Genomic DNA, 24,912 nt, shown 5'->3' with positions numbered 1-24,912 from the left:
TTTATATCTCAAAGGGGTGCCGGAATGGAGTTTTCTTTATGCAGTCTGGATAGCGCTTTGCCTGTAGAAGTAACATTGGATGAAGATAACGGCAGGTATATGATTCGGAAAAGCGACACGAGCGGAGAGTACTTCAACAGTGCTGACGAATTAATACAATGGGTGAAAACCAACTTTACAGCAGAAGAGTTTTGCGATCCCAAAGAATACCACGGAATGATTCAGAAAATGACAGATTATTTAGTGAATCCCAATTTCTAATTTAATTAACCGCATAATTTAAATAAGGCCCCTGACTGAAAGGGGCCTTCTTCTTATGACGCGATCTTCTTGCCTGTAAGGCTGCTGCAGATTATTTCTCTTACTTCCTGCGCAAGAAACTTTGCTTCCATATTTTGAACGATCCTGGAATTCACAGGCTTACACACCTGGATTTCTATTTTAGCCGGCTTTATGAGCCTCCCATTCTTTTCAAACACATCAGCTGTCCCTTTAATGGAAATTGGCACAATCGGAACACCTGCATCCTGTGCAAGCCTGAATCCGCCCACCTTAAAAGGCGCTACCTGACCGCCCTTGCTTCTGGTTCCTTCCGGAAAAATCAGGAGAGAGTGCCCCTGCCTTAATAGTAATGCAGCATCCTTTAAAGAATTGACAGCCTTGCTGCGATTGCTGCGATCAATAAAAACACAGTTCATGACTTCCATCCATGAAGAGATAATGGGTGCTTTCTTAACTTCAACTTTTGAAATAAAACCAAAAGGTTTATCAATAGATGCAAGAAGGACTGGAATATCAAAATCCCCTTCATGGTTGCAAACAATGACAACAGGTCCGCCCGGAATCAATTCCTGCCCCTTAACTTTCACTTGAGAGCCTGAGATTTTCATAATTGTCCTGGACCACTTCTGCGGCACATTATGGATAATGCGGTCTCGTTCCTCAACAGGGAGCGCAGCATTCAGTTTCCTCATTCGGGTTAGTGCAGGCAGGCTATAAACCAAATATCCGCCCATATACAGAAAAAAGATTATTAATCGAAGCATAATGACCTCCAGATCTTGGGATGGTTTACATTATATAATAATCAGGTTCCTTTCACTATATGTTTACAGAATAAATGATAAAAACAAAGCAGCCCGCCGGAGCGAGCTGCTTTTAAGATTATTTTCTTTTATAAATGAGGAATTCAAAATCATATGGATTTTTTTCATCCCTGGTGCCCTTCTCCCTTGAAAGGAGATCCCATTCTGACATGTCTAATTCCGGAAAGTATGTGTCTCCTGCAAATTGGTCATAAATCATAGTCAAATAGAGACGATCTGCTGCAGGAAGGATGGCTTTAAAAATCTCGGCACCGCCAATGACGAAGATTTCATCTTCCTTTACACCGCTGTACTTCAGAAGCTCTTCAACCGTATTTACAACTGTGCATCCTTCACAGGAAAAGGATTTATTCCGGGTAATAACAATATTCTCTCTCCCCGGCAGAGGTCTTCCGATTGAATCCCAGGTTTTTCGTCCCATGGCAATCGGATGTCCCATCGTAGTTCTTTTAAAGAACTTTAAATCCTCAGGCAGATGCCAGGGAAGTTTATTATCCTTGCCGATCACTCGATTCTCATCCATTGCCCACATTAAAGAAATCATACACTGACAACTCCTTTAATATGAGGGTGGGGATTATAGTCTTCCAGCTGGAAATCATCAAACTTAAAGCTGAAAATATCTTTCACATCCGGATTAATGATCATTTTTGGAAGCGGCCGGGGATCACGGCTCAGCTGAAGGTTTACCTGGTCAATATGATTCTGGTAAATATGCACATCTCCGAAAGTATGTACGAATTCACCAGGCTCCAGATCGCACACCTGTGCAACCATCATAGTCAGTAAAGCATAGGAAGCAATATTAAACGGAACCCCGAGAAAAACATCCGCAGATCTCTGATAAAGCTGGCAGGAAAGCTTTCCATCTGCTGCATAAAACTGGAACATACAGTGGCAAGGCGGCAAAGCCATTTTTTCTATCTCTCCTGCGTTCCAGGCATTTACTATCAGCCGGCGGGAATCAGGATTTGTTTTGATCTGGTCAATCAGGCTGCTAATCTGATCAACTGTATTTCCATCGGCACCTGTCCATGATCTCCATTGATGACCATATACCGGCCCAAGATTGCCTTCCTCGTCAGCCCATTCATTCCAGATTCGCACACCATTCTCCTGAAGGTATTTTACATTGGTATCACCGTTTAAAAACCATAACAGCTCATGGATAATGGATTTTAAATGCAATTTCTTTGTTGTAACCAATGGGAAGCCTTCCTGCAGGTTAAAGCGCATCTGATAGCCAAATGTACTTATTGTCCCTGTACCAGTGCGGTCTTCTTTCTTTGTCCCATTCTCCAAAACATGCTTGCATAGATCCAAATATTGTTTCATTTCAACCCAACCTTTTTTAAATACTCATTGCTATTGTACACGAATTTCCGTAAATTTCACATCGGATAAAAATTAAGAGAATACGATGAAATTAGTTTAATTTGTTTATAAAATCATAGGTCTTCGGAGCATTCACACTTAATGATTTCCTGGATTCCCCGCCTGCAAAATACATGGCAAAAGCCTCAGCGAAATATTCTTCAGGGAAGGATAGAAAATAGTTTTGACCCGGGAACAATTTAGCTTTCTCAGCTTTCCAGACAGAGAGAAACTTCTGATTAAATCGGATGCCATTGTAAACATAGCGATCAACAGAATGGGCAAGTTCATGAAGTTCCAGGTTAATGGATCCATGGCCTTTCCCCTTCTCACTGTAGCCTATTTTAACAAGGACTGTTTTTGCCCCGCCAATCCCCGGGACATCGTCCCAAGTGGTACCCCCTGTATAGCCGCGGGGAATTACCCCTTCAAGGTGCTGGGCTGTAGGATTATCAGTAAGCTTTCCTACGAATAATTTCACCCTGATATCTTCATCCTCTATTTTCGTCAGCAGGGAGGCTGGCAGATTATCCACCCGGGAAATCATTTCTGCAGCCTCCCCTCATCAAAAGGTTCGAGCGGCAATATAAAAATGCCGCCTAGCTGTCGTGGAGATTTTAAACTGAGAAACTCTTTAAGCTGGGAGGAATTCGGATAATCTTTTAGTTTGATCCCGCCCATGGCAGCCTGAGAGTTCCCCAGCAGTGCAAGGGAAACCATCATGATTGTAAATGTCAGTGCCATTTTGCGCATTTTAAAAGCCCCTTCTGCTAATCTAAGATGTATAATTTACGGGCAACAGAGCTCTTTGAAGTGTCTAAGCTGCGGAACTGCCTGAATGGAGAAAAATTTTTAACCGTTCTGTTAATCTATTAAAATTATAACATACGAATGAAGAAGTTGAAGGAAACAAATGATGGGAAAATTAAATAAAAATTCAAAAAGGGCCCGAATAAATTCGGGCCCTGCCAATGAATATCTTTATTAAGAATATGAACGTACAACATCTGATAGGCCTGGAGAAGCCGTTCCAGTGCCAACTGCAGCAAACTTCCAATCGCCTCCATGGCGATAAATCTCACCGACAATTAAACTAGTTTTTCCGCTGTAATCATCTGTAAGATTATATTTAATCAATTCTTGATTATTTCCAGAGTTAACGACACGGATGAATGCATTCTGAATCATGCCAAAATGCTGCTTTCTTTTTACACTATCATAGATATTTACAACAAAAACCATTTTGTGAACGTGTGCCGGCACTCTGCTTAAATCAACCATTACCTGCTCGTCGTCTCCATCTCCCGCTCCGGTAAGATTGTCCCCGGAATGCTGTACACTTCCATCGCTGCTTTTTAAATTACCGAAATAAATAACATCTTTATTACTCTTAAGCTTTCCATTTTCACCAAGCATGATAACAGAAGCATCGCAGTCGATATTTGCACCGCCGCCGCCTCCGAATAAAGATCCCAGAAGACCGCCGCCTCCGCTTTTTTGTACTGGATCCCAGCCTAATCCTACCATAATTTTAGATAATCCGGGATTTCCTTTAGTTAAGTCAACACGCTGGCCTTTTTGAAGATTTATTGCCATATCAATTCCACCTCATCAATTATTTATATTTTATTTTAAAATGAGCAGCTGCCTAACCCTGCTGCTTCATTTTTTTAAAATTGTCCTGCAGCTGTTCCAGTCTCCTGGTTCCTTCTTGCCGTAAACGCTTGTTTTCTTCTTCTATTGATTTTGTCTCCTGCATACCTTTCATGATGATATTCCAGGATTCCTCAATGGTTTCTATCTTAATGCTCGGACCGCCTGCCAATCTTGCGATATCAGCGCTTTGATTAGAAATATTCTGGGCATTGCGCACAAGCATTTCATTTGTTCGTCTGTCCAGCTCGCTCATTGAATCTGCAACAAGTTTTTGTCTCTTTGCTGCCACTGCCTGAATCAGGCCATTCTTAAAAATTGGAATCGTAGTAACGAATGCAGAATTAATCTTCCCGATCAGCTTAGTATTGCCTCGCTGCAGCAGCCGGATTTGCGGTGCAGTTTGAAGGGCAACCATTTTAGCCATTTCAAGATCATAGACTCTTTGCTCCAGCAGTTCGATGGCATTTCTTAACGTATCCAGCTGCATCGAAGCCATTTGATCCCCCTGGGCCGCCCTTTCTTCCAGCTGAGGAAGCTGATGGGCTTTTAAATCGTCGGCTTTCAGCTGTCCTGCCACAGCATATTTTTCGAGCGTCAGATAGTACTGATAATTTTGCTCATACATTTGTTCAAGCATGGATGTGGAATCAACCATTTCACTTTGGTATTTGGAAATTTCAACATAAACCTTATCAATTTCCGCGCCCATTGTCTGATATTTCCCGAAAAGCTTTTCAATCATCTTTTCACCGCGCTTGAAAAGCTTGCCAAAGATCCCTTTTGATCCCTGCTCGAAATCCTTCTTGTCAAATTTGTCCATAATTCTGCCGAGCTGCTTTAAAAGCTCACCTGAATCTTCAACCTTGGTTGTTCTCATGTTGCTCAGTATCTGATCGGAAAAGCGGGAAATCTGGACTGCAGGCTCTTTACCGAATTCAAGTATTTGAATTTGGTCCTTCTCATCGATGGACCTGGCCAAATTTTGCACCTCAGGCTCCTGCCTTAAAGCAAGCTTAATTTCTGATACCTTATTTTCGGTTAATTTGTCATCCTGCACCTGGGCTGTTAAATTCAAATCTGTTGCGTTAGTCGGATTCATTTTCAATCACCCTTTAAATTTTTTAATATTCCTTGAAAGAGAACCTTCTTTAGAAAAGATGGCTCCTTAAATTCCTGTTCAAAAACAACATCCTCAAGCCAATGGACATCATATAAATCTTCCTCAATGAAGTTTTCAATGTCGTTATGGCCCGGCGGATTATACAATACAATATCCAGTCCAAACTGATTAAGCAGCAAAAGAAGAGCGGCATCCGATCTTACCATCGTCCCGTTCAGCTCGTTGTTATAGAGGATAATCTTAGGGACTTCCTGCGAATAATCAAATTGCTGCATTAATTTTAGAATGCTCGGCGGAATTTGCAGGCTTTGGCTAAATAGATAAATCTTCAATTCATCTTCCGCTTCACCGGAAAGCGGCTTTATACGCGGACGTTCACACATATTTCTAATCGCCATTGCAATTCCATTTTGCAGGCCGCCAGGAAGCTGCTGATACCTCCAATAGTGCCCTGCAATGATTTTTTCAGGATCCAGCTTTCCTTCCCTGTCAAGTGCATTCCGATAATGGAACCGAAAATCATTGTTGACGCTATTTGTAAAAGGAAATCTCCTTATCAGCAAACTTTCATCATACTGGCTGATTGTTTGTATTCGATCCCAGTATTCCTTGCGGTTCCTGCTTACACCCTGGATTTTTGAAAATACGGAAGGTATCATGACCCTTCCTTCTTTCACCTCGAAGTTTGGGCGGATCATGGCTTTCTCTTTAATTAAAATAAAGAGCTCATCATAAGTGGTTTTCAAAGTAACAGAGGAAGGTGTATAATCCCGCAGCTGCCAGGGCTTATAAAGTCCTGATCCCTCATGGTTAAGGATGGTTTCTATTTCCCTGGATGCTCTATAGGCAACTGTAGCACTCCTTCTTCTCTTTTCTTGCGGAAAAGGCTCTGGCTTTTTCTTTTCAGGGTAATGATGGACAAAAGATTCCTGACCAACCGGCCCCATTTTTGCCGGAAGATCTTCCCCTGAAGGAGAAAAATAAAGAATATCGCACCCGATTTGAATTAAGTAATACAAAAAATAAAAATGACTCTTTTTCCCATTACCGTACCATAGGATTTTTGGCATGGCCCTTTTAGGGTCAATATCTTTAAGTTCTGTGCCCAAATGGTTAGTGGACCACTTAATCACATCTACAAGCACTCTTCGGATATCCTGGTTTTTTAATCCGGCTGGTTCATGTTCAGAAAAAGTTTCAGCATACTGATCATCGCTTCTCTAATCTTCCTGTGCATAGAAGGTGAGGATGATTTAAGCAGCAGCTGTTCCCCATCAAGGAAAGCAGCAAAGCGGTTTATGGATAAATCCTGTTCCTGGTTAATGTTCAGGACTTTTTGTATCGCCTGGAAATGCTGATTATTAATGGTTTTATCCAGATGTTCTTCACTCAAAAGAAGCAGCTCTGCATTCTCTGTGTGAATAAGGTCAAAAAGACGATTATAATATTCATCTTCATCAAGCGGAACTCCGAGAAACCTGGCAACAATCTGGCCAATATGCAAAGTTTGCTGTTCCTCTCTGTAACTGTCACGCTCTTGATTAGGCTTTGTTAAGTGTGAGGTCCAATTCTCATGTGTAATCTTTATAATGTGATTTTTAATTTGACTGTACGACAAGTTCAATTTATATCCCTTCCCTCTATGAGCGAAAGATGCATTCTTATCATTTCATTCAAAAATGGCGTTTCAGTTCCCGGATAATGACACGGGAAAAAATATGTAAACTTATTACCATCATATCATAGGAATACAGCCTATTTCTAAAATGGTTAACTTTCTTTACGATTTAACAGGAAGAAAGTTTCATTTCAGCCGTATTTTCATAGCTGAATAACCTCAAATGAACTTTTTCACCATTATTCCTGTCCCCGCATAAATTGGAGTACTCTGTGAAAGGAAGGTGAATCAGTATGAGGCTGCTTTTTCGAAGAGTGAGATATCAGGGGATTGATCATGATCTGGATATGATCAGGAATATTTTATGTTCCAGTTCTTTTGTTTTCACAGACATCTTTTTCTTGTCATTAATTCTTGCAGTCTTCACTTTTGTTAGTTACCAGTCTATTGCCATCAGCAGCTTAATCTTTACAGGATGCTATACGTCTTGCATCTGTTTATTTATCGCTTTAAAAAAATGGCTGAGGGACCAGCCGGACTAAACTCTTTCTTTAATATTATTTAAAACATCATTAAGAATTTCTTCCCGGCTGCTGCCCCTATATTATTAGAAATCAAGTAAGGATGTGAGAGGGCTGGATTAGCTGCCAGCTCACCATGGTTTGGGACGTATGGGAAATCGCAGAACTTTAAGAAATCATGGTCCAGAACTGAATCACCTGCTCCGAAAACAATTTTTATTTCTTCCCGATTCTTAATAAATTTTACTGCCTCGCCTTTACAGATTGGATTCGGCATAAAATACAGTTTTCTCCCCTGAAGGGATATTCTCCACCCATAAGACTCAGTCAGCCTTACTATTTCCTCTTTGGCTGCTGTTGTAATATGTTCATTCAGAATATAGTAAAAGAAAAGATTTTCAGCGGTTTTTATTTTTCCGTTCAGTTCCAGAGATTGTGATCTGTCCATCATTTCCTCAAGCAATGCACACTCTGCCTTTAGACGCTTTCGTACTATGCCGGACCACTCCTCAAGAGGCTTTCCATGATAATGGATATTTGCGCCATTCGATGTGACAGTGTACGGAATATTAAGTTGGTCATCCTGAAAAATAAAAATGCGCTTATATTGTTCGTAAGTTCTCGTTGTAACAGGCACAAAGAGCATTTGAGCGGATACCCTTTTCAGCATCAAGAGCCCCTCGTTCGTCATAAAGGCCACTTCCCTGCCATCTTTACGCTCAACCCCAATTAAATTTTTTCTCCTGTCTGACCAAAATCAGCTAGTGCTTTATTTGAGTAGATCAATGTCCTGTCCAGGTCTGAAGCAAACATCCTCATTATTCTTCTCCCGTCTTTTTAATTAATCCACAGCATGTGTAGCTCATATCAGGATAATGAATAATCTCGACATTCCTCTCCCGGGCAAGCATCACAATATGGCGAACATATGGGCTTTTAGGGTCTCTCATCAGAATTTTCCATGGAAGCCTTCTCAGAAGAACCCTGGTGGTTTCTCCGACTCCCGGCTTTACAAAGTTAATAGATCCAATTTTAAATTCCTCTTGTATTCTCTGAACTTCTTTCATTCCTTTAAAACATGCTTCCCCAGGGTTTTCCATAATCTTGGCCGCAAGTTCAGCTGCTTCCTGTTTAATAGCCGAGAACTCTTCTGTAATCGCTGAGAGATAATGGTTTGAAACATCTGCTTCCTCCAGCTCCCTATAGTATTTGGCGCCATGGTAATCTTCCGGCCCAATTAAGGATTCATTTAATACTGTTCTGCTGACCAATCCTGAAACAGTAGAATTGAGGCAGGCACTTGGAATCAGAAAGTCCTCCCTTGTTCCATAAAGTGTTGTGCAAAATCCTGGATCTGCAAGAACAGCCAAAGTGTCATCGAGAAGAACACCATAATGTTCATGGAATTGTCTGCAGGCCTTGGTTAATTCAACAGAAATAGCCCCTTTGCCTGTCCATCCATCCACAAACTGAATATTGCAGCCAGGATGTGAGTTTAAGATATGCTTTATCGCATTTTCGTCGATCCCCCGGTCCCTGATAATGGAAATGCTGTAATGCGGCAATCTTACTCCATATACTTCATAAAGATACCGTTTTATTAGAATACCGACAGGCGTCCCTGCTCTGGCTAGGGAAACTAAAACCGCATTTTCTCCTTTTTTCTTCCAAATTTGTTCAGAAACCACTCCTGTGGACAATGCTGTTTTTCGTTTGTATTCATCAAGTGTTTCCCAAAACAGGGAAAGGTAATTTTCAGGAGGCTGGTATTCAATAGGAAGTGTTTCACTATAATGCTGACCGGACTGAATGTTTTTTTCCCTTTGCTCAATGGATCCTTCAAGTGAATATCTGCTTAAATCCTTCAGTAAAAATACAACGTCATCTTTACTATATGAACCAAATTTTTCCGCAATTCTATTCATTTGTTTCACCCCCATTAAAGCAAACTATTTTTATATTCTTTATATATTTCTTTAATTGATTGATAAAAGGCATAAGTGAATCTTTTTCTGGCTTTCTTTCGAAAAACAGGAAAAGTTCTTCATAATAGTCCTCTGGAATGTTATAAACAAATTGCGCCATTTCAGGGTCTTCAGGGTTTTGAAAGGATATGCCGTATTTGGCTCCATATTCATTAACATTTCTTACAAAAATGGGACTGCGTGTTGTTGAGTGGAATTTTACGCCTTCCCCCATTAATGAGGCAAGTTTCATAGGGATATACATAAACTCCCCTGTTCCAAGACATAGCGTATTCCTGCCATCCCGTTTACCTGATAGGTATTGGCCGATCTCAGCTAATGACACACTTAATCCGGCTTGGCGTTTTGCATCCAGCCCGAAACGGCCAGAATCTTTTAAATAAGGAATAGTTTTGACTTCACCGCTTAGAGCAGCAGAAGGCTCATTCATCGGGCTTAATAGTTCAGGGAATTCATTATTTATATGAATATAGGAAATTAGCCCATTATTACCTTTCAGTTCATCCGATGACTGACTTTCATGCACTTCAGGGGAACCCTTAACGTCGATCTCCCCTTTTAGAAGAGACACACTGTGAATAATAATGCCCAATTCTTTTTCAAGTTCATCAAACAGAATCTGGTTTTTTAGGGAACGCCAATCCAGAATGGAGACGACTGTATAAATCTTTCTGGGAAAGCGTTCATGAATGGATCGGATGATATTAATAGCTGTTTTTCCTGTTGTCATTTCATCATCAACAAGAATGATCTCTCTCTTATTATCCAAAAGGCTTTCATTTGTGTAACATCTGTGGGAAGTAGCATGGGAATGTTCTTCTTCAAATGTTATGACAGAATTCCTATCAATCAGCTGCTCTCTTGTTGTGTGAAAGTAATCGGCACGTTTAAATGATTGAAAGAAAGCATGCCCAAGTGCCGTTGCTGTTTCGGCAAAACCGATAATGACAGGGTTATGTTCTTCATGAATAAAAGGGCTGCTGTTTATGACGCCTGAGCCGTTTTTAAAAGCAGATAGAAGCTCAGCGGCCTTTCCTGTGTCTACGTTCTTTACCTTTTCCATATAACGGCTTGCAAGCAGTTCCCCTGTCAGGAGTCCGATTTGCGGATTAATCGGAATATGTTTTCCGAGTACTTTGCTGACAAATAAAAAGGATCTTTTTTTATTTATTCTTGCGGCCATGACAAACAAATCTTCAGGCGCAAGCTCATAAGGGTTATCGGTTATCTGAATATCAACGGTTAATGAGTTGAGTATCTGAATTGAATATTTCGTTTTTGAGTAGGTCAATGTATGTGATCTCATCCTGCAGCACCCCGTATACTTCTGATTTTAATAATATTTTTTTAGCCCAATATAAATGGGGTTTAATTTCATTCATTTTGTTTTGGTAATCGCTTTTCATAACCCCTATTTTTCCGCCGGCCTGACCGGCGATGCTCTGTGCATCCAAATACTCTTCAAGGGTGACAGTATTCAATGCCTGTACGGGCCTGATATGGGTTGGATGGATAATGGTTTTTCCAGTTAAGCCATTTGATATATCCATCGCGATTTCTCTAATTAATCCGTCCATATGCCGGTCAATCAAGTCCGTCCTCATTTTGAGCCCATCCTGCCCAAGACGTTCCCTGAATGGAGTCTGCCTGATTTGAGGCTTCAGAAGACGCTCCTTTGAGGAGAAGTATTCCCATACCGGGCCTGAGATGACATATGGCTGATCGGAACGCAAAAATATATTAATGATATCTGAGATACAATCTCTGATAACAGCAATATCATATACAGTAGTATCTGAGTTTCTGCGAATTCCATATAGCCCGCTAAAATCAGTGGCACCAATCCGCACATTCAAAATCAGTTCAGAATGCTGGTCCAAAACCTTCTTAATGCCGATTAATTGATCAAGCCTTGTTTCTTTTTGAATGATTTCTTTAGTTTCCAGAATCGGCATGGCATATAAACAATAACCATAAGAATTAAGCTTTTTAATTTCAGCTAAAATTTTGCATCCTTCAGCCGGAGAGAACTTTGGCAGAACAAAACCAGTGAGAAGATGCATGCCATTGGGGATTCTGTTTTTGAGTCTAATAAGCTGTTCATAGCTTCTGATACGCACGAAGAGCAAAGGGAGATCTTCTTCTTCACAAAGCCCCTTCGCAAGGTCCGAGCTCAAATTTTCCAATTCCAAAGACAGCAGGTCTTCTGCCTGTTCCACTTCATCATCACCAATTGCATCTTCAAGGCATATGACCATGGATGTAAGGCCTGCATGCTTTTTTGAGAGCAGATCCTGATGAATATTAGGCCTTGTAGCCGGCATATACAAAGTTGCTCCAAGTGCATATGCTAAAAGATCCCTGCCTGACCTCTTGTTAAAATGGCCCGGCTTTTTGTAAAACACCTGATTTATTTTTTCATCCGGAAGATCGGAAAATAGTCTCATTTTTGCAGCTCCATTCCTTCACATAAATACTACTTTCTTCCTTTTTCGTCCAAAAAAGATAAAAATAAAAGGGAGCGGACAATTGTCTGTTCCCTTTTAAACGTTGAGCAATTAGATATTTAAGTTCAGCCCTGATCTGCAGCTTCCTTTTTTGCATTCCTAGCATGAACAATAAATGTAATAGCAAACACGATAACCAATACAATAAAGAAGTAAATATGGTCAATATGAATACCAGCAGCACTTGCAAGCATCTTAGCAGCAATAAGCAGGATCAGAATATATGAGCTGGTTTCCAGTTCAGGCACTCTATCAATCAGCTTTAAGAATACTCCCGCTACACCACGCATCATGATAATTCCAAGCATGCCTCCAATTAACAGCACCCAGATTTCCTGACTCACTCCAAGCGCAGCCAAAATACTGTCTATTGAAAAAGCAATATCCATTAATTCAACTGCAATGACTGTTCCCCAGAAAGTACCGAAAAGGCGAATTAATAACCCCCGTTGGTTAATCCCTTCTATTGCCTCTTCATCACCTTCTTGCTCGGCATTCCGCTTATCAATAAAATACTTGATTGCAAGCCAGGCTAAATAGGCTGCACCCAATACCTTAATATACCAGAATTCAATTAAGAATACACCGATTCCAATGGCAATAAACCTGAAGAAATAAGCACCTAACAGACCATAAAAAAGTGCTTTCTTGCGCTGTTTTTCCGGTAGATGTTTTACCATTACAGCAAGTACGAGTGCATTATCAGCAGACAATAAGCCTTCTAAAATGACAAGTGTCCCTATCAGTGCCCAGCTTTCCGGCTTTGATAAAGCTTCAACCCACATTTCCCAGTTAAAAAACTGGGAATATGTATGCATAATAGATTCTAAGATTTCCATTCTAATTTATTCCCCCGGATGATGACTATTTTATTCATATAAAAGACCCGGCATTGCCGAGCCTTATAAAAAAATATACCTCTTATTTATCCAACCTGTAAACCAAAATCTTTTGCCAGTGCAGCCAGTCCGCCTTGATATCCGCTTCCAATCGCACTGAATTTCCATTCTCCGTTATGTCTGTATAGTTCTCCAACTACAAGTGCAGTTTCAATAGAGAAATCTTCCCCCAGGTCATAGCGGATCAATTCTTCGCCTGTATCTTCATTAAGGATTCTTACATAGGAATTTGATACCTGTCCAAAGTTCTGATTGCGTGCTTCTCCGTCATGAATTGTGATTGTGAACGTAATACGCTGGATGTTTGCAGGCACATTAGCAAGGTCAATTTTCACCTGCTCGTCATCTCCAGCCCCTTCTCCTGTACGGTTATCTCCAGTATGTACAACGGAACCATTAGCACCAGTTGTATTGTTATAAAAAACAAAGTCGCTTTCAGAAGTTACCTTCCCAGTGTCTCCGAGGAGGAATACAGAAGAATCCAAATCGAAGTCAGTTCCGCCATCGTATTTATTCGTGTCCCACCCAAGTCCGACTATTACCTTAGTCATACCCGGGTTTGTTTTTGTTAAGTCAACTTTTTGTCCTTTTGATAAGCTTACTGCCATTTCAACTCAAACCTCCATTATGTAGAATAAATGTATTTACGCTATAAATCATGAAAAGTTTCATAATCCATAAAAATATTTTTTCATATTCAAGGATTTATTTCAATCTTTAAGTCATCCATTTCGGCGGAGTGTTTTTATTCCAGTAAATTGATCCAAGTTCATGGTGGGCCTGAAAATTATCATGGTGTGTATGATAGTGAAAATTAAACCAGTATCCCTGCTGAGGAGGATGGTCCCTTCTTACATGGAAGCGAATGACATCTTCATTCGCCTTGCTATTGGTGATATGGAAGATTTTTTCCGACAATCCGCCCCCCGGAGTTTCTGTAACCTTTAAGTTAGCAAGGCTTTCTTCGGGAAATTGCACCGCCACCTCCTGGATGGCTTTCTCAATATTTGGAAGTATCACCTCGTTAAACTCATCTTCAATAACAGGGCCTATCTTTGCGCCAAACTTCTCATATGATTGTGCCTCAGCTTCTATAAGCATTTGCCTGATAAAGTCATCCTTATCAAAATTAGTATCTTCCTCTTCAGCAAGTTCTGCATTGTTTTCCGAGTTTTCCACATCAGAAGCTCTAGAGGCTTTTAACTGGCTGGTATTTTCATATAGGAAAGCCTGAGAAGGTGTGACGAGGCCAAATGTTAAAATGGTAACAAGTACAACAAAGGATTTTCTCAGCCAATTCGGCATGTTTTTTCGCCTTCCTTTCTGCTAAGCAAGGATTTTCTTAAATATGCCGCTTTTTTCAATATTTGCGGCAGCTTGCTTTAATACATCTTCGGGCTGAACAAGTGCAATCCGAACATATCCCTCACCCCATTGGCCAAAGGCACTTCCAGGGGTTACGACTACGCCGGCGCGGTTAATCAAGTCAACCGCAAAATTCCGGGAGGAGCTGTATCCATTTGGAACCTCTGCCCACAAGAACATTGACCCCTCCGGCTTGCTGATATCCCACCCGATATTTTTCAGCTCTTTTAATAATACATCTCTTCTTTTTCTATATGTTTCTCTCAAGTCCTGCAAAAAGAGGACTGATCATTCAATGCTTTCACTGCAGCTGACTGCACCGGCAAGAATACCCCATAATCCAAATTGGATTTGAAGTTGGCCAGCAGCGCAATAAGCTGCTGATTACCGGCAGCATATGCCACCCTGCATCCTGCCATATTAAAGCTTTTTGATAGTGAATTCATTTCAATCCCTACATCCATTGCCCCTGTAACAGACAAAAAACTTAGAGGTCTCTTCTCATAATAAAGTTCTGAATAAGCAAAATCATGCAATACAGCAAAGCCGTACTTCTTTGCCAGATGGATCACCTGAAGAAAAAACTCTTCTGTCGCCATTGCAGGAACGGGATTGCCGGGGAAATTCAGAATCATTAATTTCGTGTTTGCGAGTATTTCATCAGGGATTTCATCAAAATCCGGCAGAAAGCTACTGTCCTTTTTTAAGGGCATGCCGTACATCTTTGCCCCGGCCAATGCTGCACCTGCAGCATAAGCAGTATATCCCGGGTCCGGGACTAGGATATACTCTCCAGGGTTGCATAGAACCATCGGCAAATGAACCAGCCCGTCCTGGGAACCCATTAAAAGCAGCACCTCTGAAGATTCAAGATTCACTTCAAAATTTCGTTTATAATAGCTGCAGACTGCAGTATGAAATTCATTTGTACCTGTTAACGAGTACCCATATGATTCTGGTTCCCGGGTTCCTCTTGCTAACTCCTCCATAACAAAAGCGGGAGGGGGCAAATCAGGGCTGCCAATGCTCAAATCAATCACCGGAAATCCGTCTGAAAGTTTCGAATTCTTAATTTGGGACAATTCAGCAAACACACTTTCCGGAAAAGAAGCCATTCTTTTTGAAATAGGAAATTCCATAGTATCCTTCCTCGCTATGTATCTCAATTCTATTTTTCTATTATACTTCTTTTCGAATCAAATTTAAATTGATTTCATGTATCGTTAAAAAGAACAATAGATATATAGTGAAAAATATATTTGCCGGATTATAAATCAGCAAAGCGGGAATAATAAGAACAAATCGTTTTCTTCAAGCCGAGGAGAATAAAAAGGGGGAAATTCAAATGGATTGGTCTGTATTCTTTGTTATTGCAAGCCTTTTGCTGATGGCTTACTTTGTTTATCTGGCCATCGCAGATTAAATAAGAAGGTGCCTGGTATTCAGGCACTTTTTCTTATTTTTCAATTACCCCAAAATGAAATTTCGATGACTTTCTTTCAATTACTTTGAAGCCATATCGGTCAAACCTTGAACTTCTAAAGTGATCCTTCAGAACCACTCTCTGTCTGGCTGCTCTTTTTGCATGAAAAATAACTTCCTCTGACAGGTCCTCATAAACAGCAAAGTTCCTCAGTGCTTTAATCCCCTCTGACTCAAGGATTTTTTCTTCAAACATGGGATCAAAATATACAACGTCATAACTGTCCGGGGGCAATTTTTTCAAATAAGGAAGGGCCATTGACGACTCCACCTTTATTCTTCTCATTGCCTGATTCATACTATCAAGCCCGGAGTCCCATTGTCTAAGGCCATTCGCCACCAGGAAGGAAAGATATTTATTTCCTTCCAGCCCTGTAACTTTGCCTTTACTCCCTGCTGCATAACTGGCTGTTATGCTGTCCGAGGCCAGTCCAAGGGTACAATCTAGAATACTGCTGCCTTCTTTAAGCCCCGCAGCCTGAAGAAAAGGATCACCCTCTCCTTTTAGGAGACGCTTTACTCTGAACATCGCTGAACTGGGATGAAAGAAAAATGGCTGGCTTTCACCTATCGGAAAAAGCTCCAAACGTTCTTTTCCAACTACTATGCAGTCTTCAGGAACTTGTTTTTGGATCATTCCTACAGACCTTTTATTCCTGCTGATATATTCTGCACCCAATTGTTCGGCAATTTTTTTGCTTTTTCTTTCATTGCTTCATTGGTGCGTCCGGCAGTTGTAATAATCATTGTGTTCACCTGAATTTCTTAATTTTGCTATAAAAAAGGGTGCCAGCAGACACCCCGTTTTGTTTAATCTTTATATTCTCAGCAATTCGCCTCAAAAGCCGCAAGAAGATTTTCCATGATCGCTTCCATGGAATGGTCTTCAATATCATGGCGGTGAATGAAGTGCACAACTTCCTTCCCTTTTAAAACAGCCATAGAAGGAGATGAAGGCTCATATCCATCAAAGTACTCGCGCATTTTAGCTGTTGCCTCTTTATCCTGTCCTGCAAACACCGTCACTAAATGATCAGGTTTCTTTTCACTGCGTAAAACGGCCTGTGTAGCTGCCGGCCGAGCCAGTCCAGCAGCACAGCCGCAAACTGAATTGACAACAACCAGAGCTGTTCCTTCAAGACCTTCCATAAACTGCTCTACATCCTCTGAAGCCGTCAGTTCTTTAAAACCAGCCTGTACAAGCTCCTCACGCATCGGCTTTACCATTTGTTTCATATATTCTTCATATGCCATAGACATAAAATTGCCTCCTCCTTAAGCTGCAGTTTGTAAAGTAAGCATACTATAACGTATGATCTTTATGCAATTTTTCTATGCCGGGTATTACTTTGTAATCCTTTTTATCGTCCTATTACGGTATTCTATCGTCTTAAATCACATACATATCGGCCAAAAACTCTTATCAGCAAGAAAGCCAGTCATAAATGACCGGCTTTCTTAACATTATTAAATTTTCATAACGCCGCCTGTGCTGGCATTGGTTACAAGCTTCGAATAACGGGCAAGATACCCTTTTTTGACCTTTGGCTCGAAGCCTTGCCAATTGGCTTTGCGTTCTTCAAATTCTTCATCCGAGATTTCCAGGTTGATTGTACGGTTATTCAAATCCAATTCAATGATATCTCCATTTTCCACGAATGCAATAGGCCCGCCTTCAGCAGCCTCAGGAGAAATGTGCCCAATGCTGATCCCCCTGGAAGCCCCTGAGAAACGGCCATCTGTAATCAGGCCGACTTTTGCCCCGAGTCCCCGGCCAACAATCTGGGAAGTAGGTGCAAGCATCTCCGGCATTCCAGGCCCTCCTTTAGGACCCTCATATCGAATGACTACAACATGGCCTTCCTGCACTTTGCCGGTAATGATTCCGGATAATGCCTCTTCCTGCGAATCAAAGCAGATGGCTGGTCCTCTATGGTATCCGCCTACTGATTCATCAACAGCACCGACTTTTATAATTGATCCTTCAGGAGCAAGATTTCCAAACAGAACTGCCAGCCCTCCGCGTTCAGAATGCGGATTCTCCAGGGTACGGATTACGTTTTTATCCAGAATTTCACTGCCTGCAACATTCTCCCTTAGCGTCTTTCCGGTAACCGTCAGACAATCTCCATTCAGGGCGTCCGGCTTTTTAAGCAATTCATTGATGATCGCACTGACTCCACCCGCATTATGAACATCTTCAATATGATAATCTGAAGCAGGAGCAATCTTCGCTAAATGCGGAACCCGGTTGGCAATCTGATTAATTCGTTCAATCGGATATTCAAATTCGGCTTCGTGAGCAAGTGCCAATGTGTGAAGAACTGTATTGGTTGACCCGCCCATTGCCATATCCAGGGCAAATGCATTGTCAATCGCATCAATTGTAACGATATCGCGCGGCTTGATGTCTTTTTTTATTAATTCCATCAGCTGCTTGGCTGAACGTTTAACAAACTCTTTTCTCTCTTCTGATACTGCCAGAATCGTCCCATTGCCAGGAAGTGCAAGGCCCAGCCCTTCTGCCAGACAGTTCATGGAATTTGCAGTGAACATTCCGGAACATGATCCGCAAGTCGGACAGGCAACCTGCTCGATTTCCTGAAGCCTTTTTTCATCGATTTGTCCAGATTCAAAGGCACCTACACCCTCAAAGACAGAGCTTAAAGATAAAGGTTTTCCGCTTGAATCAACGCCAGCTTTCATCGGGCCTCCGCTGACAAAAACGGTTGGAATATTAACCCTTAAGGCCCCCATCATCATTCCAGGCGTAATTTTATCGCAGTTCGGGATACAGACCATTCCGTCAAACCAGTGTGCAGAAACAACTGTTTCAAGTGAGTCTGCAATGATTTCGCGGCTTGGCAGAGAATAGCGCATGCCAATATGGCCCATGGCAATTCCATCATCTACTCCGATGGTATTAAATTCAAATGGAACTCCTCCTGCTTCACGGATTGCTTCTTTAACAATTTTACCGAATTCCTGCAAATGCACATGTCCAGGTACGATATCAATATAGGAATTGCACACAGCAATAAATGGTTTTCCGAAATCCTCTTCCTTTACCCCGGCAGCACGCAGCAAGCTGCGGTGCGGAGCCCGGTCTGTGCCTTTTTTGATCATATCACTTCTCATCTGTGAGCCAGTCATAGTATGTAATACCTCCGTTTACCCTAGATTCATAATCTCTTATTCTATGGGAATAATATGATAAGCCTCCTGCTCCCAAATATTTTCTTTCCAATATAGACCCTTTTTCGGATAATTTCAATAATTTTTACAAATTTATTATAATTTTTCGCTTTAAATGGGTGAAACTGCAGTGTGTGTGAGTTATGGAATTCAATAATTGAGGACGGGACATTCTATAAAAAGCCGGGCACACAATTTTGCTTCAGTCGTTACCTTATTACTGCTGCCGTCTTTCCTAAGACGCCGGGAACAATTCCTTATATGCCCAACAAAAAAACCGCTCCAGATTTTCATTCTGTGAGCGGTTTTTTCCTGTAATTATTCCTGGCCCCGTTTCCGGGATTCAGTCATCTGTTTCCAAACTGACCCTTTTGCTTCTTCTCCATGTTCAATTCTTTCAATAGCCAATTTGATTTGCATGCTGACTTCGAATTCCGGATCGTCTTCTGCTGCTTTTAAAGCAGGAAGCACACTTTCATCACCCACTTCGTAAAGGAACATAGCCGCACGCCAGCGCACAAGTTTACTGTCATCCTGCAGTGCTTCCTTCATGGCGTCCATTGCTTCTTCAAATCCCAGGTCTGACAAACAATCCCCTGCTGTACGTCTTACAGTGACCGTTTTATCCTTTAATGCTTTGTAGAGGAGAGGCAGGACACTCTTTTCCTCAATCATCCCAAGATAAACTGTCGCAAGTCTTCTGATTGAAGCCTTCTCATCTTTAAGCGCTTTTTCAAGCACAGGCAGGTCCTCCAGTTCAGGATCATCCATCTGTTCGAGTTTTTGATAGCGCTCCCGCCAATCTGGGGAATCCAGATCTTCGACAGACAGTTTAAGAAGGGAACGTGCGTGTTTTTCCTCCGCTTTATCCGGGCTTTTTGCCGTTTTAACAAGTATCTGGAGTCTTGCTTCTGGATAGGCAGCCATTAGTTCTTCAACAATATCATGGCCAACTTGGTCAAAGTCTCCATAGCGGACACCGAATTCTTTCCACTTGCGGACCATGACAACGTTATCTGCAGGATCCTGGGCCTCTGAAACAGCACTGATAAAGTTTTCAGGAAGTCCAAAGCGCTTTTCTTCTGTGCCGTCAGTCAGTTTCACCTGCATGGGAATTCCTTTATACATTTGGACTAACACTTGGACTTCGCCAAAATGTTCATCGATGCCGTTGTCTGTGCCTTCATTTTCCACATCCTCGCCAAAAGCGGATCTTACTTGAGGGAGAAGCTCTTTCCAGTCATATTTCGCATTTCTTTCGACAGCAAGGAAATCGGCAACATGGTACACCCCTTTGATTCCTTCAATTTCAAGTATATCTAGAATAATCTTTGGAGCTCCTTCTTTTTTTCCTTTTTATAATTATTGGCCTTCCCCATCGGAAGCTCTTCATCAAGAATAACCTTCATAGTGTTTGGACTTGGTGTTGGTTCGATTGCTTTTATTCTCAAAAGTATCACCCTTTTTTATATATTCACGATGGTAACTGGTATTATTTTAACATAAGGAGATTATCGAGGCATTTTAGCTGTTTCTGAATATGCAAAGAAACCCGGGAAAAATCCCCGGGTATGAATTATTCATTTTCAGCTGCTTCTGAAAGATAGCTCCATCTCTCAATCAAGTATTCAAGCTCTTCATTCAGCTTTGTTTCTTCTTCTACTAAGGCCTGACCCTTTTCAAAGTCACTGCCGATGCTGGCCATTTCTGAGGAAATCGCTTCGAGACGGGATTCAGCCGCTTCAATTTTACCCTCGATTTCTTCCCATTCCTTTTTTCTTTGTAGCTCATTCTCTTCTTTTTCGGCTTAGTTTCCCTCGCCTTTTTGGGGGCATGATCAGCTTCCTGAACAGGCTTGGCATTCTCGCTTTCAAGAAATTCACTGTAATTTCCATAGTAGGATTCGATTTTGCCCTCGCCTTTTAATACAAGAAGCTGCTCAGCCACTTTATCCAGGAAGTAGCGGTCATGCGAAACTGTAATGACTACACCGGGAAAATCTTCAAGATAATCTTCGAGAACCGTTAGGGTTTGAGTATCAAGGTTATTGGTCGGCTCATCAAGCAGAAGAACATTAGGCTCAGACATTAAGATTTTCAATAAATACAGCCTGCGTTTTTCCCCGCCGGAAAGCTTGCGGATAGGAGTGCCGTGAGAATAGGCCGGAAATAGGAAGCGCTCAAGCATTTGAGCTGCAGAAATCGTTTTGCCATCGGATGTTTCAACCACTTCTGCTGTTTCTTTGAGGTATTCGATCATGCGCTTGTTCTCATCCATATCTTCGCTTTCCTGTGTATAGTAAGCGATTTTTACTGTCTGCCCAATAATGCGCTTACCTGAGTCAAGCGGAATCCGGCCTGCCAGTATGTTAAGCAGAGTAGATTTCCCCGTTCCATTTCTTCCGATAATCCCTATTCTATCCCCTGGTTTTACAAGAAGATCAAAATGATCCAGAATCGTTTGAGTGCCATACTTTTTTGAAGCAGATTCGAGTTCAAATACCTGTTTTCCTAGGCGGCTGCCGCTTAGGGACATATCCAATTTTTCGGAGGATTTAACTGAAGCAAGCTGGCTGTCAAGGGTTTCAAACCGCTGGATTCTGGCTTTTTGTTTGGTGGTACGGGCTTTTGCACCTCTTCTGATCCATTCCAGTTCCCTTCTGAACAGATTTTTCTGCTTATCGATAGCTGCCGCCTCATTTTCCTCTCTTACCGCCTTTGCTTCAAGGAATGCAGCATAATTCCCTTTATAGCTGTATAGATTTCCGCCTTCAAGTTCAAACATTCTATTTGTAACCCGGTCAAGGAAATAACGATCATGTGTTACAAGGAGCAGAGCACCCCTGTACCTGCCCAGATATTCTTCCAGCCATTTGACCGATTCAAAATCAAGATGATTTGTCGGCTCGTCAAGAATCAGCAAGTCAGGTGACTGGATCAATACTTGTGCCAGAGCAACCCGTTTTTTTTGCCCGCCAGAAAGCTCTCCAATCTTTTTACTGAACTCCTCGATACCCAGCTTAGTGAGTATCGTTTTTGCATCGGTGTTCACTTCCCAGGCATCAAGGGTATCCATTCTTTTTTGAAGTTCGAAAAGATTTTGCTGAATGTCTGAATCTTCGGGGTGCATGCTAAGCTCCAGCAGGGCTTGTTCATATTCTCTCTGCAGTACAAGAATTGGCGCATCTCCTGCAAAAACCTGCTCAAGAACTGTTAAATCATAGTTGAGTTCAGGCTGCTGTGCTGAATATGAAATGGTGTAATCTCTAGGAGTGACTATTTCTCCAGAGTCTGGCAGGTCAACACCGGCAATCACTTTAAGCAGGGAAGATTTCCCTGTACCGTTTACACCGATCAGTCCTGCCCTTTCTTTTTCAGCGATTGTAAAAGATATATCATTAAAAAGTTCTTTCTCTCCATATGTTTTTGTAACATTTTCCACAGAGATCATCTTCATGCTTGACCATTCCATTCTATAAAAAATTGATGCAGATATTTCTCCATAATTTGATGCCGCTCTTCTGCCATTTCCCTGGCAGTGTCAGTATTTAGCAGGTCTCTCAGCTTCAATAGCTTTTCGTAGAAATGATTGATGGATGATGACTTACCATTCCGGTATTCATCTTCAGTCATTACTTTTCTGATTTCAAGGCCGGGATCATGAATTGGCTGCCCTTTTTTGCCGCCATAGGCAAATGCCCGTGCAATCCCTACAGCACCAATCGCATCCAATCGGTCCGCATCCTGGACTATTTTAGCTTCCACGCTTAAGACCTTCTTGTTATTGCCGCCTTTAAAAGAAACTGAATCAATAATTGTCTTAATGCTGCTGGAAGCTTCTTCTGCAATCTCAATTTCCTGCAGAAAATCAGATAGCTTCCTTTCTCCAGCTTCCCTTGAAGTGTTCAGCTTAGCATCGGGTATATCATGAAGCAGCGCTGCCATTTCAATTAAAAAAGGATCTCCTGCTTGTTCCTTTTTGGCTATGTAAAGGGCATTTTTTCTCACCCGCTCAATATGATGCCAGTCATGCCCGGTTGAATCTTCTCCGAGTGTATCCCGGACGAATTTTTCTGTTAAATGTATATTTTTTCCTTCATTATTTCACCTGCTTTCAAACTCCACACTCCATTTTAACATTAGTCCCAAAAAGAAACGATGGCAAGGTAATGCCATATCTATAGAACCATTTATTGGATTCATTCTTACAGACGGCACCGATAAAAAAATGGCGCAGAAAACCAGTATTTGATTTCCTGCACCAGGTCCCTAAGCTATTTTATTCCAGGCCATTCAGCCAGCTGATGCCAAGTGTATTTTCTCCTGCATGGACGCCAATGGTAGCCCCCAAAGAATAGCATCCAAATTCAACTCCATTAAATTCTTCCTGGAGCTCCTTCTTCCATGTCTCCGCTTCTTCCGGATGCAAACCGTATAGGATGAATACTTCCTTCAGCAGTTTTCTCTCATGTGCACCCTTGAGCAGATTCACAATTTTGTCTTTTGCCTTTCTTTCGCTTCTGGCTTTCTCTTTTACGCTTAATTCCCCATCACGAACTGAAATGATCGGCTTTACATTTAGCATGCTGCCCAGGAAAAACTGAACTCCGGACATCCTGCCGCTTCTATGAAGCTGTTCAAGACTCCCAATGAGGACATAGGTTTCTCCCGTATCGCGGAGTGCCTCAAGCCTGCGGATAATTTCTTTAATATCCAGTCCGGCTTCTGCCAATTCCATCCCCTTAAGGATTAATCTTGTTAAAGGGTATGATAATATCTTGGAGTCTATGCTGTATACTGGTATATCAACCAGCTGGGCTGCCTGTTCACTGGAAGAAACAGTCCCGCTGAGTTTTGCCGATACCAGCACTGCGATAATACAGTCATAGTCCTTCTGCAGATTTTCATATAACTCCTGAAAAGCACCAATGGATGGCTGGGAAGTTTTTGGAGGAGTATCAAGGGTTTTTAAGCTCGCATAAAGTTCTTCCGGTGTTAAATCAACTCCATCTGTATATTCTTTGCCATCCATAATGATGGTCATCGGAATCTGGTACATGTGAGGATGGTTTCTTAACTCGTTATTTAAAAAAGCAGTGCTGTCTGTTACCCATGCAATTTTATCCACTATAGCCGCCCCCTTTTAAGATATTTATACGTGTATGTATGTAATTAAGACTATTTGAAAGGCTGGAAGTGAAAGATTTCTCTTCCAGCCGCAGGTTCTATGGCAGAAAAGGTTTTATTTTAGGAAAAACCTTTATAGCGGTATTGTAAAATACATCTTCATGATGCTCTTCAGGTATGAGTTCTTTTATAAATTCAATATAAGGACCCACTGGCGCAAGAGGCCAATCGGTTCCAAACAGCAATTTATCGTAAGAATCTGCAAACACTAAAGCATGCCTCAGATGATCCAAAAATCTTCCTTTGCTGCGCTTCTTCAATTCTTTTTCTGTACCGACAATCAGGCCTGAAAGATCCGCATAGGCATTTGGATTCTTGTATATGATTTCAGCTCCTGTCAAAGTCCATGGGTCTCCAAAATGAGCCATCATGAAATTAACATTCCGGTGTTTAACAGCAACCTCGTCAATAGCCAGCGGGTGAGAATACTTAAGCAACCCCTTTCTGAATAAGTATCTCCTGTATGAAATACAACAGGAACTCCATATTTTGCAGCGAGTTCGTACACAGGTTCATAAACATCATCATAGGCGTAGAAAGGATAATATCCCAGGTAAATCTTGATCCCTGCCACGTTCGGCTTTTGCAGATTATCCTCCAGCCTTTGAAGAGCTCCTTCATTGAGATCATATGGATTGATGCCAGCGCAGTAAACAACATTAGCCGGTATCTTATCATCCAGGTCAAGCCCCATAGGCGTTCTTGCTTCATAATCCGGAAAGCCCATATTTTCTGTTTCTGTAAGCCCCATTGCAATGCTCAAGACTACATTAGCTTTTTGGAACTCCTGCTGATGCCCATGGTATGAATAATCTACAAGTGAGAGTTCATTGGCAGTATGATGAAATGATTTAATATCAGAAAAATGAATATGTGCATCTATGACTTTCATAATTTC

18 protein-coding genes and 7 pseudogenes are annotated in these 24,912 nt (G+C 41.5%); 2 read left to right on the top strand and 23 right to left on the bottom strand.

Features of this window, described 5'->3' with window-relative positions; genetic code table 11:
• The first annotated feature begins 24 nt into the window (after positions 1–24).
• The gene (locus M5V91_RS02205) at positions 25–261 is read left to right on the top strand and encodes a hypothetical protein (protein WP_009332619.1); all 237 of its coding nucleotides are present in this window, start codon (positions 25–27) and stop codon (positions 259–261) included.
• A gap of 53 nt (positions 262–314) precedes the next feature.
• On the opposite strand, the gene M5V91_RS02200 is transcribed toward M5V91_RS02205, so the two are convergent.
• The 7 genes and pseudogenes from M5V91_RS02200 to M5V91_RS02165 all read right to left on the bottom strand — a co-directional run bounded on the left by M5V91_RS02200 (position 315) and on the right by M5V91_RS02165 (position 6,874).
• The gene (locus M5V91_RS02200) at positions 315–1,046 is read right to left on the bottom strand and encodes a lysophospholipid acyltransferase family protein (protein ID WP_251175470.1); all 732 of its coding nucleotides are present in this window, start codon (positions 1,044–1,046) and stop codon (positions 315–317) included.
• Positions 1,047–1,164: 118 nt separating this feature from the next.
• The gene (locus M5V91_RS02195; RefSeq protein ID WP_009332621.1) at positions 1,165–1,650 is read right to left on the bottom strand and encodes a dihydrofolate reductase; all 486 of its coding nucleotides are present in this window, start codon (positions 1,648–1,650) and stop codon (positions 1,165–1,167) included.
• The gene (locus tag M5V91_RS02190) at positions 1,647–2,441 is read right to left on the bottom strand and encodes a thymidylate synthase (RefSeq protein WP_009332622.1); all 795 of its coding nucleotides are present in this window, start codon (positions 2,439–2,441) and stop codon (positions 1,647–1,649) included. The genes M5V91_RS02195 and M5V91_RS02190 overlap by 4 nt, the downstream gene beginning before the upstream one ends.
• Before the next feature lie 91 nt (positions 2,442–2,532).
• Positions 2,533–3,233 (bottom strand): annotated as a pseudogene (locus tag M5V91_RS02185) (anthrax toxin lethal factor-related metalloendopeptidase).
• 231 nt (positions 3,234–3,464) lie between these two features.
• Complete coding sequence (locus M5V91_RS02175; protein ID WP_019379717.1) at positions 3,465–4,076, bottom strand: TerD family protein; 612 nt, start codon at positions 4,074–4,076, stop codon at positions 3,465–3,467.
• Positions 4,077–4,128: 52 nt separating this feature from the next.
• The gene (locus tag M5V91_RS02170; protein ID WP_009332625.1) at positions 4,129–5,235 is read right to left on the bottom strand and encodes a toxic anion resistance protein; all 1,107 of its coding nucleotides are present in this window, start codon (positions 5,233–5,235) and stop codon (positions 4,129–4,131) included.
• A 2-nt stretch (positions 5,236–5,237) separates the two neighbouring features.
• Positions 5,238–6,874 (bottom strand): annotated as a pseudogene (locus tag M5V91_RS02165) (YceG family protein).
• Between the two features lie 293 nt (positions 6,875–7,167).
• Between M5V91_RS02165 and M5V91_RS02160 the strand changes: the two are divergent.
• The gene (locus tag M5V91_RS02160) at positions 7,168–7,416 is read left to right on the top strand and encodes a hypothetical protein (protein WP_019379720.1); all 249 of its coding nucleotides are present in this window, start codon (positions 7,168–7,170) and stop codon (positions 7,414–7,416) included.
• A 19-nt stretch (positions 7,417–7,435) separates the two neighbouring features.
• Here the strand turns inward: M5V91_RS02160 and M5V91_RS02155 are convergent, their stop codons facing one another.
• The 16 genes and pseudogenes from M5V91_RS02155 to M5V91_RS02080 form a co-directional block, all read right to left on the bottom strand.
• Entirely contained in the window at positions 7,436–8,086 is a 651-nt protein-coding gene (locus tag M5V91_RS02155; RefSeq protein ID WP_284521690.1) for an HAD family hydrolase, read from the bottom strand.
• 127 nt (positions 8,087–8,213) lie between these two features.
• Positions 8,214–9,320 carry a cysteine protease StiP family protein gene (locus tag M5V91_RS02150; RefSeq protein WP_071157268.1) on the bottom strand — a complete coding sequence of 369 codons (1,107 nt, stop codon included), beginning with the start codon at positions 9,318–9,320 and terminating at the stop codon, positions 8,214–8,216.
• Entirely contained in the window at positions 9,313–10,686 is a 1,374-nt protein-coding gene (locus tag M5V91_RS02145) for a phosphoribosyltransferase family protein (protein WP_251175471.1), read from the bottom strand. The genes M5V91_RS02150 and M5V91_RS02145 overlap by 8 nt, the downstream gene beginning before the upstream one ends.
• Entirely contained in the window at positions 10,616–11,827 is a 1,212-nt protein-coding gene (locus M5V91_RS02140) for an HpcH/HpaI aldolase/citrate lyase family protein (RefSeq protein ID WP_071157264.1), read from the bottom strand. Before M5V91_RS02140 ends, M5V91_RS02145 begins: the two co-directional genes overlap by 71 nt.
• A gap of 125 nt (positions 11,828–11,952) precedes the next feature.
• Positions 11,953–12,726 carry a TerC family protein gene (locus M5V91_RS02135; RefSeq protein WP_009332631.1) on the bottom strand — a complete coding sequence of 258 codons (774 nt, stop codon included), beginning with the start codon at positions 12,724–12,726 and terminating at the stop codon, positions 11,953–11,955.
• An 86-nt stretch (positions 12,727–12,812) separates the two neighbouring features.
• Entirely contained in the window at positions 12,813–13,394 is a 582-nt protein-coding gene (locus tag M5V91_RS02130) for a TerD family protein (RefSeq protein ID WP_009332632.1), read from the bottom strand.
• Positions 13,395–13,503: 109 nt separating this feature from the next.
• A complete protein-coding gene (locus M5V91_RS02125) occupies positions 13,504–14,091 on the bottom strand; it encodes a YpjP family protein (protein WP_071157260.1) in 588 nt (195 codons plus the stop codon).
• Between the two features lie 21 nt (positions 14,092–14,112).
• Positions 14,113–15,290 (bottom strand): annotated as a pseudogene (locus M5V91_RS02120) (LL-diaminopimelate aminotransferase).
• 317 nt (positions 15,291–15,607) lie between these two features.
• Positions 15,608–16,380: pseudogene (locus M5V91_RS02115) on the bottom strand (class I SAM-dependent methyltransferase).
• 78 nt (positions 16,381–16,458) lie between these two features.
• Positions 16,459–16,893, bottom strand: coding sequence for a BrxA/BrxB family bacilliredoxin (locus M5V91_RS02110; protein WP_009332636.1), 435 nt, complete (start codon positions 16,891–16,893; stop codon positions 16,459–16,461).
• Between the two features lie 207 nt (positions 16,894–17,100).
• A complete protein-coding gene (gene ilvD, locus M5V91_RS02105; protein ID WP_033196461.1) occupies positions 17,101–18,771 on the bottom strand; it encodes a dihydroxy-acid dehydratase in 1,671 nt (556 codons plus the stop codon).
• A gap of 375 nt (positions 18,772–19,146) precedes the next feature.
• Positions 19,147–20,279 (bottom strand): annotated as a pseudogene (locus M5V91_RS02100) (conserved virulence factor C family protein).
• Positions 20,280–20,404: 125 nt separating this feature from the next.
• A pseudogene (locus M5V91_RS02095) lies at positions 20,405–22,284 on the bottom strand (ABC-F family ATP-binding cassette domain-containing protein).
• Entirely contained in the window at positions 22,281–22,913 is a 633-nt protein-coding gene (locus M5V91_RS02090) for an HD domain-containing protein (RefSeq protein ID WP_284522237.1), read from the bottom strand. Before M5V91_RS02090 ends, M5V91_RS02095 begins: the two are co-directional and overlap by 4 nt.
• Before the next feature lie 193 nt (positions 22,914–23,106).
• Positions 23,107–23,955, bottom strand: a complete 849-nt coding sequence (locus tag M5V91_RS02085) for a DegV family protein (RefSeq protein ID WP_251175472.1) — start codon at positions 23,953–23,955, stop codon at positions 23,107–23,109.
• Positions 23,956–24,052: 97 nt separating this feature from the next.
• A pseudogene (locus M5V91_RS02080) lies at positions 24,053–24,906 on the bottom strand (amidohydrolase family protein).
• Positions 24,907–24,912 lie beyond the last annotated feature (6 nt).

Source organism: Cytobacillus pseudoceanisediminis (assembly GCF_023516215.1).
Classification (GTDB): Bacteria; Bacillota; Bacilli; order Bacillales; family Cytobacillaceae; genus Cytobacillus; species Cytobacillus pseudoceanisediminis.
Note: the sequence above shows the minus strand (reverse complement) of the source record. Positions and strands in the feature narration are given on the sequence as shown.

Bases quoted from the DNA above. Each gene is read 5' to 3' on its own strand.
- M5V91_RS02205 (WP_009332619.1), top strand. From the start codon at position 25: ATGGAGTTTTCTTTATGCAGTCTGGATAGCGCTTTGCCTGTAGAAGTA.
- M5V91_RS02200 (WP_251175470.1), bottom strand. From the start codon at position 1,046: ATGCTTCGATTAATAATCTTTTTTCTGTATATGGGCGGATATTTGGTT.
- M5V91_RS02195 (WP_009332621.1), bottom strand. From the start codon at position 1,650: ATGATTTCTTTAATGTGGGCAATGGATGAGAATCGAGTGATCGGCAAG.
- M5V91_RS02190 (WP_009332622.1), bottom strand. From the start codon at position 2,441: ATGAAACAATATTTGGATCTATGCAAGCATGTTTTGGAGAATGGGACA.
- M5V91_RS02175 (WP_019379717.1), bottom strand. From the start codon at position 4,076: ATGGCAATAAATCTTCAAAAAGGCCAGCGTGTTGACTTAACTAAAGGA.
- M5V91_RS02170 (WP_009332625.1), bottom strand. From the start codon at position 5,235: ATGAATCCGACTAACGCAACAGATTTGAATTTAACAGCCCAGGTGCAG.
- M5V91_RS02160 (WP_019379720.1), top strand. From the start codon at position 7,168: ATGAGGCTGCTTTTTCGAAGAGTGAGATATCAGGGGATTGATCATGAT.
- M5V91_RS02155 (WP_284521690.1), bottom strand. From the start codon at position 8,086: ATGACGAACGAGGGGCTCTTGATGCTGAAAAGGGTATCCGCTCAAATG.
- M5V91_RS02150 (WP_071157268.1), bottom strand. From the start codon at position 9,320: ATGAATAGAATTGCGGAAAAATTTGGTTCATATAGTAAAGATGACGTT.
- M5V91_RS02145 (WP_251175471.1), bottom strand. From the start codon at position 10,686: ATGAGATCACATACATTGACCTACTCAAAAACGAAATATTCAATTCAG.
- M5V91_RS02140 (WP_071157264.1), bottom strand. From the start codon at position 11,827: ATGAGACTATTTTCCGATCTTCCGGATGAAAAAATAAATCAGGTGTTT.
- M5V91_RS02135 (WP_009332631.1), bottom strand. From the start codon at position 12,726: ATGGAAATCTTAGAATCTATTATGCATACATATTCCCAGTTTTTTAAC.
- M5V91_RS02130 (WP_009332632.1), bottom strand. From the start codon at position 13,394: ATGGCAGTAAGCTTATCAAAAGGACAAAAAGTTGACTTAACAAAAACA.
- M5V91_RS02125 (WP_071157260.1), bottom strand. From the start codon at position 14,091: ATGCCGAATTGGCTGAGAAAATCCTTTGTTGTACTTGTTACCATTTTA.
- M5V91_RS02110 (WP_009332636.1), bottom strand. From the start codon at position 16,893: ATGTCTATGGCATATGAAGAATATATGAAACAAATGGTAAAGCCGATG.
- ilvD (WP_033196461.1), bottom strand. From the start codon at position 18,771: ATGAGAAGTGATATGATCAAAAAAGGCACAGACCGGGCTCCGCACCGC.